The following is a 14,636-nucleotide window of genomic DNA, read 5'->3' on the forward strand; positions in this document are numbered from 1 at the left end:
CAAAAGTATTGCGAAAAGTCCCGTTACCACGTATAATACCCTCTTGCGCTTCTTTTAAAAGATTCGCTCTATGTAACCCGGATTTAGCACCCGGGAGCCTTGTTGGTTGAAGGTTCGAGGGATTTTCCACATTATTCCTATCCAGTTACACGGATATGTGCAATTTTAACAACCTCACATCATTACGTCAATAACAAATAATAACAGTTGTAACAAAAAAAGCCCCACTTCACGAGGAAGTGCGGGCTTTGCCATTTCTTTGTCACAATTAGGACTTAATGGCGTTCACGTAGAGCGGTTTGTCCACCGGTTCGCTGTAGGAATTGTTCTCGGTGTCGATGACCGAGGCGCTGCCGTTGACGGTGATTTTCACTTTGGCATAGCCGGTATTCTCCGCCAGCGCCAGCACGACCGCCTTCAGCATCTGAGCCGGCATGGCCTGACCGTCCTGGTAAGCCTCGTCCTTCAGGTCAATCGTGACGTAGTCTTTCTCCTTTTTCACGTCCTGCACCTGAATATCCGGCGTAGCGACAGGCGTCAAACTCTTCAGATCGGAAGGGCCCGCGATCAGCTGCTGGATCGCCGCCTTCGCTTTATTGTCGGTTCGGTTAATAAGGCGCGTCACCGGTACATAATACGGCTCGTCGTTCGGCGTCACCGAAGAGAAGTACAACGTGACCGGCGTCGACTGGCTGTAGTCTACGCCTTCCGCCGTCTCCAGGTTAATGCCGACCGCGCGGGTAAGCGCCTCGTCGAGCGGCAGGCCGTCCACCGGCATTTCGCCCAGCTTCACGCCGTCCATCGACAGCTCGACCTTCTCGATGCCCGGCAGGCTCGTCAGCGTCCACGTTACGGCTTCCACGATGCGTCTTTCGTCCGTCGCCGCGTAGTTGCCGAACGCCTTGGAGAAGTCGACGACGGCCTTCTTCTGGTCGGCGATCACCTCCACGCTGTTGACGGCCGTCCCTGCCGGCAGCACCGCCTCGAAGCCGCTCGGCAGCTCGCTTTCATTCGCACCGCCCTGCACCATGAGCTCAAGCGCCCGCTTGCCGGCCGATTCTTCCGCCCCGAGCGTCGCCAGCACGGTGACCGGCGCCAGCAGCTGGTTCTGGTCGCGCAGATACACCGTCATCTGTGTCTGTCCTTCCGCGACCGCTTCGCCGCCCGCATCCGCGGATTGGCCGGCTGTCGTGTCGTTCTGAGCGGCAGTCGCCGCGCCGCCGGTCGCGTTGGCCGCCCCCGTGCTGCTCGTCTGCTCGGCATTTTGAGGCGGATCGATCTGCTGGCTGGCTTGCTCGGAGAACAGCCCGCATCCCGCGGTCAGGATCGGTAAGGCCAGCACGCCGGCCAGCGCCGCTTTGCGAAGTACACGATAGTGAGTCATCTCGATAGTTCCTCCCTTTTTTGATGTTACGGATTAAACTGGCGCTTATTTGGTACAAGTCTCCTTTTGTAGTACTATGTATACGAGCCCGTCCGAGCAATTAGACCAGTTTTGTCCCACTAATTCGAGCCAAGGGGTGCAATCGATGACCAAGTCCAAAGTGTACAGCCTAAATAGCGAAAGCGTCGCGGCCGCGACGAAAGACTGGCTGGCCAAACGCGGCGTAACGCGCGAACAAATCGCCGAGCTGGTGCTGTTCCTGCAGAAGGATTACTTCCCCGATCTGACGATCGAGGAGTGCGGCCATAATGTGGATGCCGTCCTCTCCAAACGCGAGGTACAAAACGCCATCCTGACCGGCATTCAGCTCGATCTCCTCGCCGAAGAAGGCAAGCTTCTTCCGCCGCTGCAGGAAATGATCGAGAATGACGAGGGTCTGTACGGATGCGACGAAATCCTCGCGCTGTCGATCGTCAACGTATACGGCAGCATCGGTTTCACGAATTTCGGCTATGTCGATAAGCTGAAGCCCGGCATTCTGAAGAAGCTGAACGACAAAGAAGACGAGCAGTGCCACACCTTCCTCGACGACATCGTGGGCGCGATCGCCGCATCGGCGAGCAGCCGCATCGCCCATCGCAAGCAGGCCGAACGCGAGGGCCGTACGACGCCGCCGCTGGATTAATCGCGATTACATATGAAGAGGGCAGGGCGAACGCCGGTTGCGACCGACTTTCGTCTCTGCCCTCTTTGTGTCATGCTGCATCTAACCTCGCTTGATACGCGTCTCTCACCCTTCCAGCGCGTCCAGCAAGCTGGCCGCCGCCTCCTTGCCTTGACGGATGCAATCCGGCAATCCGACGCCATCGAAGGCCGCCCCCGTCACCCATACGCCCGGCAGCGCCTTCGCCATCTGCGTGCGCAGCTGCGCCGTCCGCTCCAGATGGCCGACCGGATACTGCGGCATGGATTGATGCAGCCGCGTAATCTCCGTGAACAGCGGTTCGGCCGTAATCCCCATGATCGAGCGGATGTCCGCGCGGACCGCCTCCTTCAGCTGGTCATCCGGCAAGTCCACGACAGCCTCGTCGCCTGCTCGGCCAACGTAACAGCGCAGCAGCACTTTATCGTCCGGAGCGGAATGCAGCCATTTGGACGATGTCCATGTACAGGCCGTGATCGTCGTCCCTTCGGAACGGGGAATGACGAAGCCCGAGCCGTCGAATTGATAACCGCCTAGCGATGCTTTGTCGAACGCCATCACCACGTTGGCGACCGACACGTAATTAACGCCCCGAATCGCCTCGACATTCACGTGGGGCTCCAGCAGCGAAGCTGCGTGGAATGCCGGCGTCGTGATCACGACACCGTCCGCCGGAAGCGAGTCTCCGCCCTCCAGCATCACGCGGTAGCCGCATGGCCCCTCTCGTCCCTTAGCGCCATTCGAGACCTTCTCGATTCCCTCGACCTTCGCGCCCAGCCTGAACTCGACGCCGCCGCGCGCGAGCGCGCGCTCCAGCTCGTCGACCATCGTCGCGAGTCCGCCCTTGAACGTCAGGAAGGCCGTACGCGCGGAGGAAGGCAGCTCCGATGCATTCGCCGCGATCACCGGCGTCTTGCCTCGGTTCGCTCGCATGCCGCGGATCAGGCTGCCATGCTTGCGCTCCGCCGCGCCGAACTGCGGGAACGTCGCCTGCAAGCTCAGCTTGCTCAAGTCGCCGGCATAGATGCCGGCCAGCAGCGGCTCTGCGACCCGCTCCATGACTTCCGGCCCCAGCCGGCGCGACAGAAAGCTGCCCAGCGACTCGTCGCCTTCGGCCGCGCGCGCAGGCATGACGAAATCGAGCATCGCTCTCATTTTCGCGCCAAAGGTAAGCAAGCCCGTCTTCGCGAACGGAGCAATCTCCGTCGGGATGCCAAGCACCAGCCCCTGCGGCATGGGATGAAGCTTCCGCCGATGCAAAATGTACGTTTTCTTCGCCGCCGGATTCGTGCCGGTCAGCTGCTGTTCGATGCCTAATTCCATTGCCAAATCGATAATCGGCTTTTTACGTGCCAGGAAAGAGTCGGGCCCCCGCTCGATGACGAATCCATCGCGGCGCAGCGTGTTAATTTTGCCGCCGACGTGATCCATCGCTTCCACGATCGTCACGTGGATGCCGCGGCCCCGGCGCTGCGCTTCCTTCTGCAAATAAAAAGCGGAGCTCAGTCCGCTGATCCCGCCGCCTACGACGACAATCCGATCAGGTTCCCCGTTTCTCCGCATACAACTTCATCTCCTATAAGATGCTAATCGGCGACGTATTCCACTCGCCTTATGACTCTCTTTATATGTCGCCTCCAAATAACGGCGAGTGAATCGTTATCCCGCTTGCGGCGTCTCGCGCTGCGCAATGATTGTCTCGGCCAGCGTCTCCATGTAGAAGCGGTCCGTATTCAGCATGGCGATTCGCTCGAAATGAACGCCGATCTCTTCGGCCAGCGCTTTGGCCTCGATATCCAGGTCGTACAGCACTTCCAGATGATCAGAGACGAATCCGATCGGCGCGGAGAGCACCTGCTTGTATCCCTTCTCCGACAGTTCTCTCATCGTATCGAGAATATCCGGACCCAACCACGGCTCGTGCGTGCGTCCGGCGCTCTGCCACGTGAATTCCCAATCCTGCACGCCGGCCTTCTTGGCGACCGCGTCGGACGTCTCGAGCAGCTGCTGCTCGTACGGATCGCCCAGCTCGCGAATGCGAACCGGCAGGCTGTGCGCGCTGAACAACACTTTCAGCGGCCGGCTGCGGTCGAACGCGGTCAGCTTCGTCACGACGCGGTCGACGAGCGCGTCGACGAGCTTCGGATGCAGATGGTAGCTGTCCACGCACGTCATCTCGACGCCCAGATCAGCCGCTTTCTCCTTGGCGCGCTTATTGTAGCCGCCCACGCTCATGACGGAATAATGCGGGGCGAGCACGATGCCGACGGCTTGCTTGAAGCCGGCCTTCGCGATCGCTTCTACGCCGTCCTCGATATAAGGACGCGCGTGCTTGAGGCCTTGATAGCAGACGTAGCGACCCGGCTCGAGCTCGTCCAGCGTCTGTTGGAGCGCTTCGACTTGACGGTCCGTGTTCTCGCGGAGCGGGAATACCCCGCCCGCCACCGCTTCGTAGCGGCCCTTCAGCTCGGCGAGCAGCTCAGGCGTCGGCGGATTGCCGCGGCGGATATGCGTGTAATAGGCTTCGACGTCGTCCATGCTCTCCGGCGTTCCGTACGACATGACGAGGACGGCAATTTGTTCGTTAGACATGGGATGAGGCCTCCTTCTCGCGGCGCGCGGCGATCGCCTCGGCCGAGTAACGGTGAATGAATGCGGTCAGCTCGCGAAGCTTGTCCAGCGAAGCTTCCGGGAACAAGCCATGGCCCAAGTTGAACACGTAGCCCGGCTCCTGGATTCCCTCGTCGATAATCGCGCGGGCATAAGACTCGACGACCTCCATCGGCGCGGTCAGCACATAAGGATCGAGGTTGCCCTGCACGGCATACTTGCCGCCAAGGCGGCGTCTGCCTTCCGCGATCGGAACGCGCCAGTCCAGTCCGATGACGTCGGCCTTCAAGCGGCCGAGCGTCGGCAGCAGCTCGCCGGAAGCGACGCCCGGGAAATAAATCTTCGGCTGCGGCAGGTCGGACAGCTCGTCGAAGATCCGCTCGATCGTCGGCAGGACGTACTTCTGGAAATCCGACGGCGACAGCGCGCCGACCCAGCTGTCGAACAGCTGGAACGCCTTACCGCCCGCTGCCATATGCGCGCGCAAATAAGCGATGACCATGTCGCCGAGCTTGTCCATAAGCTGGAACCAGACTTTCGGATCGCCGTACATGAGCGACTTGGTCCGTATGTACGACTTGGACGGACGGCCTTCGATCAAATAAGACGCGATCGTGAACGGCGCGCCGGCGAACGTAATGAGCGGCACGTCCAGCTCGCGGTCCAGGATGCGGATCGTCTCCAGGACGTGGCCGAGATCGCCTTCGACGTCGATCGGCTTCAGACGCTCCACGTCGGCCGCCGAACGGATCGGATTGTCGATGACCGGGCCAATGTTCGGCACGATGTCGAAATCGATGCCGATCGAAGCGACCGGATTCATAATATCGGAATACAAAATCGCCGCATCGACCCCGAGCTTGCGGATCGGCATCATCGTCACTTCCGCGGCCAGCTCGGGCTGGCGGCAAATTTCGAGCAGCGAATATTTTTCTTTTATTTTTCGGTAGTCGGGGTCATATCGCCCCGCTTGTCGCATGTACCAGACGGGCAAGCGATCGACGGATTCCTTCCGGCACGCCCGGATGAAACGGTCGTTGTAGCTCATTGTCGTTCCCCATTTCTCTCGTATTCCCTTCGTTTCCATTATGCCCTTTTTATGTGGGCGTAACAACCGCCGCCGCCTTGCTTTCGTTGACAATCATATGACAAATCGATGTTCGCTTTCGCCGCAATCTTGAACGCGCAGGAAGCATTTACAATTTCTCCAAGTTTACATGACGTTCAATTAACAATTGGTGACGCTCCATTAACAATGGGCATGTACGCTTGTTCACGAGGCTACTAATTCGCTAAGGAGTGAATTTCTTGAGCAACAACATGGACCGTAAAACATTTCTTTCCTACCTGGGTACGGGCGCAGCCGCGCTGGCCGTCGCATCCGCCGGACTCGGCACGCTAGAGGGCAAAGCATCCGCCGCGACCGGCAACGCCAACCACCTGTTCGGCTTCAAGACGAATAAAGTGAGCGGCTATTTCGATCCGATCCAACCTTCCAAAGAGGACAAGCTGATCGTGCCGAAAAACTTCAAATACGACGTGGTTGCGGCGTACGGCGACGTCATCAACCCGGCTGGCGAGAAATTCGGTTCCGGCGCCGACTACAACGCCTTCTTCCCGATTAAAGATTCCAGCACGCGCGGCTTGCTCGTCACGAACCACGAATATACGACTATTTTCGTGCTGGGCCCCGTTTCGGACGATACCATGACCGCCGAACAAATACATAGCAATCTTTATAACCAAGGCATGTCCGTCACCGAAGTTTACCGGGATGCGGACGGCACGTGGAAGCTCGACCCCACTTCCATTTATGCGCGCCGCATCAACGGCTTCTCGACCTTCCAATTGACGGGACCGGCGAAAGGCATACCGGCACTGAAGAACGCGACGACCGCGCAAGGCACGTTCGCCAACTGCTCCGGCGGCGTGACGCTGTGGAACACCGTCCTCTCCTGCGAGGAGAATTTCGCCGAGACGGCCGCCGCATCCAAACTGCCGGACACGCATTACGGCTGGGTCGTCGAAGTCGATCCGTTCGACAAAACGTACTTGAAGAAGCATACCGCGCTCGGACGCTTCAACCATGAAAACACGGCGATGGGCCTGGCCGCCGACGGCCGCGTCGTCGTCTACATGGGCGATGACAAGAAAGACGCCTGCGTCTACAAATTCATCAGCAAAGGCAAATACAACGCTTCCGCCGGCCGCGCCAATTCCGCGCTGCTCGAAGAAGGCACGCTCTACGTGGCGAACCTGAAATCGGGCAAATGGATGCCGGTCACGCTGGATGAAGTGAAGAAATCCAAGACGTACGCGGAAAAAACCGACGTTCAGAAGAAATTCGCGTCGCTCGGCGACGTCGTCACTTACTGCCAGGAAGCCGCGCTGCTCGTAGGCGGCACGCCGACGGACCGCCCGGAAGACATCGAAATTTCGCCGTTCGACAACACCGTGTTCATCGCCCACACGAACAACGATAACCACGGCAACATCCACGGGCATATTACCCGGATTTTCGAAGCGAATAACGATCTCGGCGCGCTGGAGTTCGATTTCGAAATCTTCGCCGCGGGCGGCCGCCAATCCGGCTTCAGCTCCCCGGACAACCTGGCCTTCGATTCGAACGGCAACCTGTGGGTCGTCACCGACATCTCCAGCAGCAGCCAGAACAAAGGCGTGCACAAGTCATTCATGAACAATGGCCTGTTCGTCATCCCGACGAGCGGCAGCGCTAAAGGCAAAGCGCTTCAGTTCGCCTCCGGGCCGAACGACAGCGAGCTGACCGGTCCGTTCTTCACGCCGGACGAGAGCACGCTCTTCCTCTCCGTGCAGCATCCGGGCGAGAACACGACCGATCTGAGCAAGCCGACCAGCCTGTGGCCGCACCGCCCGGGCGATAAAATCGCGCGCTGCGGCGTCGTGGCGATCAGCGGCTTCAAGCTGTAAAGCAGCAAGCACAACACATTCATCAGAACGCGGATGCGCCAGCCTGTCCGATCGGAAAAGCGGCGCATCCGACGATTAAAGGAGATGGACACACATGCCGTTCGGCAGCATTGGCATTCCCGGACTTATTTTGATTCTTATCATCGCGCTCATTATTTTCGGGCCGGCGAAATTACCGGAACTCGGCCGCGCGTTCGGCCGTACGCTGAGCGAATTCAAGAGCTCGACGCGCGGTCTCGTCGGCGGAGACGAAGACGAAGACGCGAAGAAGGACAAAGCCGCGCAGACGGCGGTCTCCAAATCGTAAGATGGCAAATCCGAACGAATTGAATCTGGTCGGCCACTTGGGCGAGATGCGAACCCGAATCATTCGGACGCTCGCGGCGTTCCTCGTCTCCATGGCGGCCGCCTTTATCTATGTGCGGGACATTTACGATTGGCTTGTGCGCGGCATCGATCATAAGCTGGTCGTGCTCGGGCCGTCGGACGTACTGTGGGTGTACTTGGTCATCTCCGCGGTGGTGGCCATCACCGTTACGCTGCCGGTCGCCGCCTATCAGACGTGGCGATTCGTCCAACCCGCGCTGCCGCCAATCGCCAATCGAACGGTCTATGCGTTCATTCCGGCGATCAGCGCGCTGTTCGTGGCCGGCATCAGCTTCGGCTACTTCATCCTGTTCCCGATGGTGCTCTCGTTCATGGAGGAGATGGCCGGGGATGAATTTCTGGCGATGTACACCGCGCAGAAATATTTCTCGTTCATGATCCACATGACCGTGCCGTTCGGCCTGCTGTTCGAGATGCCCGCGATCGTCATGTTCCTGACGAAGATCGGGATCCTGAATCCGAACCGTCTGGCCAAGGCCCGCAAGGTAGCCTACTTCGCGCTCGCCATCGTCGCGATCTCGATCACGCCGCCGGACATCGTGTCGGACATTCTCGTCATCGTGCCGCTCTTCCTGCTGTACGAGGTGAGCATCGCGATCTCGAAATTCGTTTATCGCAATCAGCTGCGCGCGCAGTCCGATTGGCAAGCCGAGGCTTCGTCGTAGTCGCGAGAAGCGCGGCTCGAACACATCCCGCACCACGCGATTACCGCCATTCCCGCCTTAAGAGGGGAACATGGCGGTTTTTTGCCGTCTGGATTTCATCCTTGCGCTCCCCTCCCCCGCCCACCGCCTGGCCAACTTCGCTGTTTCTCGTCGCCATTGTGCTATACTGTTCCTGCTGTGTTCACAAGGCTATGTCGGGAAGGAGGCACCGCATATGGAGCAGTGGAAGAAAAACTTGGCCGTGCTGTGGGTTGGGCAATTTCTAGTCATGGCCGGCATGACGATGATCATCCCGTTCCTGTCCCTGTATTTACAGTCGGATCTCGGACTAACCGACGCGCACGAGACGGCGACGTGGGCAGGCATTATTTTCGCCGGCAACTTCGTCACGTCGTTCTTGTTCCAACCGCTGTGGGGCAAGCTGTCCGATCGGTACGGGCGCAAAATGATGCTGCTGCGCTCCGGATTCGGCATGGCGATCGTCATGGTGCTGATGGGGTTCGCGCAAAATCCGTGGCATCTGCTCTTGCTGCGAATGGTGAACGGCACGATATCCGGCTTCAACCCGGCCTCGGTGTCGCTCATATCGGCCACCACGCCGAAAGAGCGGATGGGCTTCGCCATGGGCACGCTGCAATCGGGCGGCATTGCAGGCACTATTCTGGGTCCGTTCATTGGCGGACTCATGGCCGATGCGATCGGCTTCCGACCGATCTTCTACGTCACGGGTCTGCTCTTGTTTCTGGCTTCGCTGCTGGCGATGTTCGTCGTGAAGGAGTCGTTCGACCGGACGAAGGCGGCCGCCAAGCCGAACATCTCGGTCATGGCCGGATTTCGCAAATTGGGCCGCATCCCGCAGCTCGCCTCGTTGTTCGCCGTGACGTTCCTTATCCAATTCGCGATGATCGGCCCGATGCCCTTGATGCCGCTCTATGTGCAGGAGCTGCACGGCACCGCCGTCAATCTCGCGTTCTGGTCGGGGCTCGTAGGCTCGGCAACCGGCTTGTCCAATATGATTGCCTCGCCGCTGCTCGGCCGGCTGAGCGATCGGATCGGCCAAGAACGGGTGCTGGGCGTATCGCTCGTCGGGGCGGCGCTTCTGTTCGTGCCGCAGGCATTCGCGTCCACGGTCTGGCAGCTGCTCGCGCTCCGTTTCGTGCAAGGGATGTTTCTGGGCGGACTCATTCCTTCCGTCAACGCGCTTATCCGCAAGCATACGCCGGACGGCATGGAATCGCGGTCATTCAGCTTGAACTCGAGCACGCTGTCGCTCGGCAACATGATCGGACCCATCGCGGGCGGGGTGATCTCCGGCTGGATCGGCATCGAGGGGGTCTTCATCGTCTCGGCCGTCTTGTTCGCCGTGAACGCGGTGTGGGTGAGATGGAGCTTGATCCGCCGGCCCGGATCCGCCGCCGGCGGGTAAGTCACCGGGACAAAGGGCTGCGCCCTTTAGACCCCATTTTTGTTGTACTCTCTCCCCCTTCCCCCTCCGCCGAGGGGAACCAGAGGACTTTGCCCTCTGGACTCCCTCTTCGTGCTGCCTCAATTGTTCGCGGACTGCGGGTTGGCTTTGAGCGGGGCACGCTTTTGTCCTAACGGACAAAGCTTCAGGTGGGTTCAAGCCAGTCCACAGACTTAAGCCTGTGCATCCTGCCGACCTTCGCTTTCGTCCCTCGCACACGCTTTACGTTTTGATCCACAACTCGAACGGTTGCATAATTGCCTAAAGAACGACAAAAAAGCCTTCGGCTTTCTGCAACGTGCAGAGCCGAAGGCTTTTCGCATCTTTAGCAACGGACTACTTCACCATCGCCACGGTCAGTCCGTCGTAGCCCGGCAGGATCGTCCCCGTCAACCGCTCGTCGCTTAGCATCCGTTCGTTGAACGCCCGCATCGCCGCCACGGACGGCCCGTTCTTCTCCGGATTCCATACCCGGCCGCGAAGCAGCGTATTGTCGCCGACAATGACCGCGCCGGGGTTCGCCAGCGCAAGCGCCCAGTCTAAATAGACGGGGTACCCTTCCTTGTCGGCATCGATGAAGAAGAAATCGAAGCGCCTTCCCTCTTCCGCCAGCTTGGCCAGGTTATCCTTCGCATCCCCGACACGGTATTCGACGCGCTCGCCGAATCCGGCCGCTTCCATATTGCTTCGCGCCGCGTCCGCAAAATGCGGCAGCAATTCAAGCGAGGTCAATCTCCCGTCCTCGCCGAGTCCCCGTGCCAAGCAAATCCCGCTATAGCCGCCGAGCGCGCCGATCTCCAGCGCCTGCTTCGCGCCGGACAGGCGCACCAGCATCGTCAGCATCCGTCCATAGCCGGGCGCTACAGATATCTCCGGCATTCCGAGCGCCTTGATCGATTCGATTACCCGCTCAAGATCGGCGTCGCCGCCGAGCAATTCATGTACGTAATTTGCTGCTTCCATTGCCGTCTATCGCTCCCATAAGGCCGGAATTGTAATTCAGGCCGAGTTTGTCCTATACTTGATTGTATGATTTTGACCGGGTGGATACAACCGGCAAGAAGACGGAGTGATAGCAACGATGAGTAAATTGCAATTGATCGCCACCGCGCCGATGGGGCTTGAGGCGATCGTCGCGCGCGAATTGAAGGATCTGGGCTACGAGGATCAGAAGGTCGAGAACGGCCGGGTCGTGTTCGCGGGAGGGCCGGAGGATATCGCGCGCGCCAATCTATGGCTGCGGACGAGCGACCGCGTGCTTATTAAGATGGCGGAGTATCCGGCCACCACGTTCGAGGAATTGTTCGAAGGCGCGAAGGCGGTCGACTGGGCGGCCTTTATTCCCGGCGATGGCGAATTCCCGGTGGAAGGCCGCTCGCACAAGTCCCAACTCACGAGCGTGCCGGCTTGCCAGAAGATCGTCAAGAAAGCGGTCGTCGAGAAGATGAAAATGACGTACGGTACCGAATGGTTCCCCGAAGATGGCGCGCGCTTCGTCATCGAGGTCATTCTGCTGAACGACATCGCGACGATTACGCTCGATACGACGGGCCCCGGCCTGCACAAGCGCGGCTACCGCAAGCTGGTCACCGAGGCGCCGATTAAAGAAACGATGGCGGCCGCGATGGTGCTGCTCAGCCGATGGAAGCCGGATCGCCCGCTCGTGGATCCGTTCTGCGGCTCCGGCACGATCCCGGTGGAAGCGGCGATGATCGCCTGGAACATCGCCCCGGGTCTGCGCCGTACGTTCAACAGCGAGGGCTGGCCGCTCGTCGGCGAGGAGATCTGGGAACGCGCGAGAGAGGAAGCGTATGACGCGGTCCAAGACGATATCCCGCTCATGATCAGCGGCTCCGACATTGATCCAGGCGCGATCGAAATCGCGGAAGCCGCCGTGAAGAAGGCGGGCTTCGCCCGCGATATCAAACTCAGCGTCCTGCCGGTGGCGAAGCTGAAGCCGGAAGGCGATTATGGCGTCATCGTGACGAACCCGCCGTACGGCGAACGTCTCGGAGACGATGCGGAAGCCGAGAAAGCGATCCGCCAACTCGGCCTGATCGCGCAGTATTTGCCGACCTGGTCGTTCTTCGCGCTTAGCCCGACCAAGACGTTCGAGCAAAACTTCGGCCAGAACGCGACCAAGAAGCGCAAGCTGTTCAACGGCCGCATCGAATGCGCGCTATACCAATACTTCGGTCCGCTTCCACCGCGGCAGAAGGACTAGTCCACTTATTGAAGCGCGGGTAGGCTTCCTGCGACCCATTATCGAACACGCCAACGCCCTTGCTGCGCGGCACGCCGTTTTTTGTCAAGCCGGCGGATCGCGGACAAGGGCGCTGTAATTTGGAGCCTTTAGGGGCACCATGGAAGAAAGGAACGAAATCGATTCATGCGCAATACTTTGCAAACTAAAATGAAACGGAGCGTGCGGGCCTCGCTGGAAGGATTGGAAAGAATCAAAGCCGTTGATATCGTGATCTTCTTCGTCGTCATGATGATGAAGCTCGTCCTGTTCGACCGCTTCGTCCACGTGCGGAACATGGCCATGAGCTGGGACGACGTGCTCGTCGGTCTCGGCACGCTTGCGCTCGTCTCGTTCTGGACGATGTGGCTCGCTCCCCGCGCGCGGACGGTCGCGCTGCTCGTCCTGGATCTTATACTTACCTTCGTCATCTATGCCGATCTCGTCTATTTCCGATATTTCCAAGATCTCATCTCCATCCCGGTACTGCTGCAAGCCGGCCAAGTCGGAGAACTGGGCGACAGTATCTGGACGTTAATTGGACCGGCGGATTTGTGGTTCATCGTCGAATGGCCGTTCATCATCGCCTTCGGCGTGTATGCGCTCGCGCAGCGGCGCAAGCGGGGAACCGCGGACTCGGCGGCGATCAGCGCCGCCGAGCGGATCAAACGCCGCTGGTTTAACGTCGTCTTCCGCGTATCCAGCAGCCTGATCATCTTCGCGGCCGGCATGACGCTCGTCTTCGTGCCGATCAATATCGCCAAGCAAACGTGGGCGATCGGCCTGTTCGTCGGCAACTGGTGGAACTTGTCGTTGTATAACGTGACGGGCGTTCTCGGTTTTCACGGTTACGATGCCTATCGTTACGCGCGCGACAACATTTTGCACGAGAACATCTTGACGCAGACCGAAATCGCGGAGGCGAAACAGTTCTTCGACGAACGGGGCGAGACGCGACGGCAGCTGGAAAGCGATCCGATGTTCGGCGCCTACAAAGGCAGCAACGTCATTCTCATCCAACTGGAGGCGTTCCAGAACTTCATGATCGGCCGATCCATCGGCGGTCAAGAAGTGACCCCGAACATGAACAAGCTGATCGATGAAAGCTTGTATTTCAATCGCTTCTATCATCAGACGTCCCAAGGCCGCACGTCGGATGCCGACCTGGCCGCCAATGCGTCGCTGCAGCCGATGATCACCGGTTCCGTCTTCATTCGCTATGCCCAGCACCAGATCGATTCGCTCGCCGCGATCCTGAAGAAGGAAGGCTACTCGCCGAATGTGTTTCACGCCTACGACGGCGGGTTCTGGAACCGTAATACGATGTATGCCAACATGGGATACGACCGTTTCTATAACCGCAAGGACTTTACGATCGACGAGCCGCTCGGCTGGTCGCTGGGGGACAACTCGTTCTTCCGGCAATCGGTGGAGGTCATGAAGGAGACGAAGCAGCCGTTCTATTCGTTCCTCATCTCGCTCTCCAGCCATCATCCGTTCCCGCTGCCGAAGGATTACCAGACGCTGGACGTCGGCGAATTCAAGGGCACGATCTTCGGCGATTACCTTGAAGCCGCTCATTACGTGGACACGTCGCTGGGAAATATGATCGAGCAGCTGAAGAAAGAAGGGCTATGGGACAAATCGATCTTCATGTTCTACGGCGACCATGACAACTCGATCCGGGATTGGACGCAATTCGAGCAATTCCTTGGTCAACCGCTGAACGAAGTCGATCGTTACAACGTGCTGAAGCAAGTGCCCTTCGTCGTCCATGTACCGGATGGCAAGCTGAAAGGCCTACGTGAGGAAGTCGGCGGCCAGCTGGACATCACGCCGACGATCCTGCATCTGCTCGGCATCCCGAGCGCGGATTCTTATCATCTGGGCACGCCGCTCGTTACCGAACAACCGCTTGCCGGCAAACGCGTCGTCATGCGCGAAGGCGCTTATACGGACGGCAGCGTCTGGTTCTTCCCCGCTACCGACGGGTTGCCCGAGCACAACCACTGTCTCGATGCGGTCACCGGCGAGACGCTGGACAACAGCGCCTGCCCCGCGAGCTCGGAAGCGCGCAAAGAGCTGGTCATGTCCGACCGCGTCGTCGTGTATGACCTCATCCGCGAGTTCCGCAAACAACCGTAAGTCCACAACACGAAGAAACCTCCCCGGCCAGCCTTCGCGGCTCGCGGGGAGGTTTCTTCGTGAATTCTAAGCGTGTACAAGCTTCG

12 protein-coding genes are annotated in these 14,636 nt (G+C 59.2%); 7 read left to right on the top strand and 5 right to left on the bottom strand.

What is annotated here, in order from left to right:
* Nucleotides 1-268 precede the first annotated feature (268 nt).
* Nucleotides 269-1,384: a GerMN domain-containing protein gene (locus tag ACFSKT_RS19155; RefSeq protein WP_377718603.1), complete on the bottom strand. Its 1,116-nt coding sequence runs from the start codon at nucleotides 1,382-1,384 to the stop codon at nucleotides 269-271.
* A gap of 145 nt (nucleotides 1,385-1,529) precedes the next feature.
* Between ACFSKT_RS19155 and ACFSKT_RS19160 the strand changes: the two genes are divergently transcribed.
* Nucleotides 1,530-2,069: a phosphatidylglycerophosphatase A family protein gene (locus tag ACFSKT_RS19160; RefSeq protein WP_377718602.1), complete on the top strand. Its 540-nt coding sequence runs from the start codon at nucleotides 1,530-1,532 to the stop codon at nucleotides 2,067-2,069.
* A gap of 105 nt (nucleotides 2,070-2,174) precedes the next feature.
* Here ACFSKT_RS19160 and hemG read toward each other — a convergent pair whose 3' ends face one another.
* From hemG to hemE, 3 genes are all read right to left on the bottom strand, one after another.
* Nucleotides 2,175-3,650, bottom strand: a complete 1,476-nt coding sequence (hemG, locus tag ACFSKT_RS19165) for a protoporphyrinogen oxidase (protein ID WP_377718601.1) — start codon at nucleotides 3,648-3,650, stop codon at nucleotides 2,175-2,177.
* Nucleotides 3,651-3,746: 96 nt separating this feature from the next.
* Nucleotides 3,747-4,679, bottom strand: a complete 933-nt coding sequence (hemH, locus tag ACFSKT_RS19170) for a ferrochelatase (protein ID WP_377718600.1) — start codon at nucleotides 4,677-4,679, stop codon at nucleotides 3,747-3,749.
* Nucleotides 4,672-5,745 carry a uroporphyrinogen decarboxylase gene (hemE, locus tag ACFSKT_RS19175; RefSeq protein ID WP_377718599.1) on the bottom strand — a complete coding sequence of 358 codons (1,074 nt, stop codon included), beginning with the start codon at nucleotides 5,743-5,745 and terminating at the stop codon, nucleotides 4,672-4,674. Before hemE ends, hemH begins: the two co-directional genes overlap by 8 nt.
* A 272-nt stretch (nucleotides 5,746-6,017) precedes the next feature.
* Here hemE and ACFSKT_RS19180 point away from each other — a divergent pair, with 272 nt between their 5' ends.
* The 4 genes from ACFSKT_RS19180 to ACFSKT_RS19195 all read left to right on the top strand — a co-directional run bounded on the left by ACFSKT_RS19180 (nucleotide 6,018) and on the right by ACFSKT_RS19195 (nucleotide 10,124).
* Nucleotides 6,018-7,646 (top strand): PhoX family protein, encoded by a 1,629-nt coding sequence (locus ACFSKT_RS19180; protein ID WP_377718773.1) that lies wholly within the window; start codon nucleotides 6,018-6,020, stop codon nucleotides 7,644-7,646.
* 94 nt (nucleotides 7,647-7,740) lie between these two features.
* Nucleotides 7,741-7,953, top strand: coding sequence for a twin-arginine translocase TatA/TatE family subunit (gene tatA, locus ACFSKT_RS19185; RefSeq protein WP_377718598.1), 213 nt, complete (start codon nucleotides 7,741-7,743; stop codon nucleotides 7,951-7,953).
* Between the two features lies 1 nt (nucleotide 7,954).
* A complete protein-coding gene (gene tatC, locus ACFSKT_RS19190; protein ID WP_377718597.1) occupies nucleotides 7,955-8,698 on the top strand; it encodes a twin-arginine translocase subunit TatC in 744 nt (247 codons plus the stop codon).
* Between the two features lie 214 nt (nucleotides 8,699-8,912).
* The gene (locus ACFSKT_RS19195) at nucleotides 8,913-10,124 is read left to right on the top strand and encodes an MFS transporter (RefSeq protein WP_377718596.1); all 1,212 of its coding nucleotides are present in this window, start codon (nucleotides 8,913-8,915) and stop codon (nucleotides 10,122-10,124) included.
* Between the two features lie 375 nt (nucleotides 10,125-10,499).
* Here the strand turns inward: ACFSKT_RS19195 and ACFSKT_RS19200 are convergent, their stop codons facing one another.
* On the bottom strand, nucleotides 10,500-11,126 hold the full coding sequence (locus ACFSKT_RS19200) for an O-methyltransferase (protein ID WP_377718595.1): 627 nt from the start codon (nucleotides 11,124-11,126) through the stop codon (nucleotides 10,500-10,502).
* A gap of 118 nt (nucleotides 11,127-11,244) precedes the next feature.
* Between ACFSKT_RS19200 and ACFSKT_RS19205 the strand changes: the two genes are divergently transcribed.
* Both ACFSKT_RS19205 and ACFSKT_RS19210 read left to right on the top strand, forming a co-directional pair.
* Complete coding sequence (locus tag ACFSKT_RS19205) at nucleotides 11,245-12,387, top strand: THUMP domain-containing class I SAM-dependent RNA methyltransferase (RefSeq protein WP_377718594.1); 1,143 nt, start codon at nucleotides 11,245-11,247, stop codon at nucleotides 12,385-12,387.
* Between the two features lie 165 nt (nucleotides 12,388-12,552).
* Nucleotides 12,553-14,550, top strand: coding sequence for an LTA synthase family protein (locus tag ACFSKT_RS19210; RefSeq protein WP_377718593.1), 1,998 nt, complete (start codon nucleotides 12,553-12,555; stop codon nucleotides 14,548-14,550).
* Nucleotides 14,551-14,636: the final 86 nt, after the last annotated feature.

This window comes from Paenibacillus xanthanilyticus (assembly GCF_042682185.1).
Classification (GTDB): domain Bacteria; phylum Bacillota; class Bacilli; order Paenibacillales; family Paenibacillaceae; genus Paenibacillus_Z; species Paenibacillus_Z xanthanilyticus.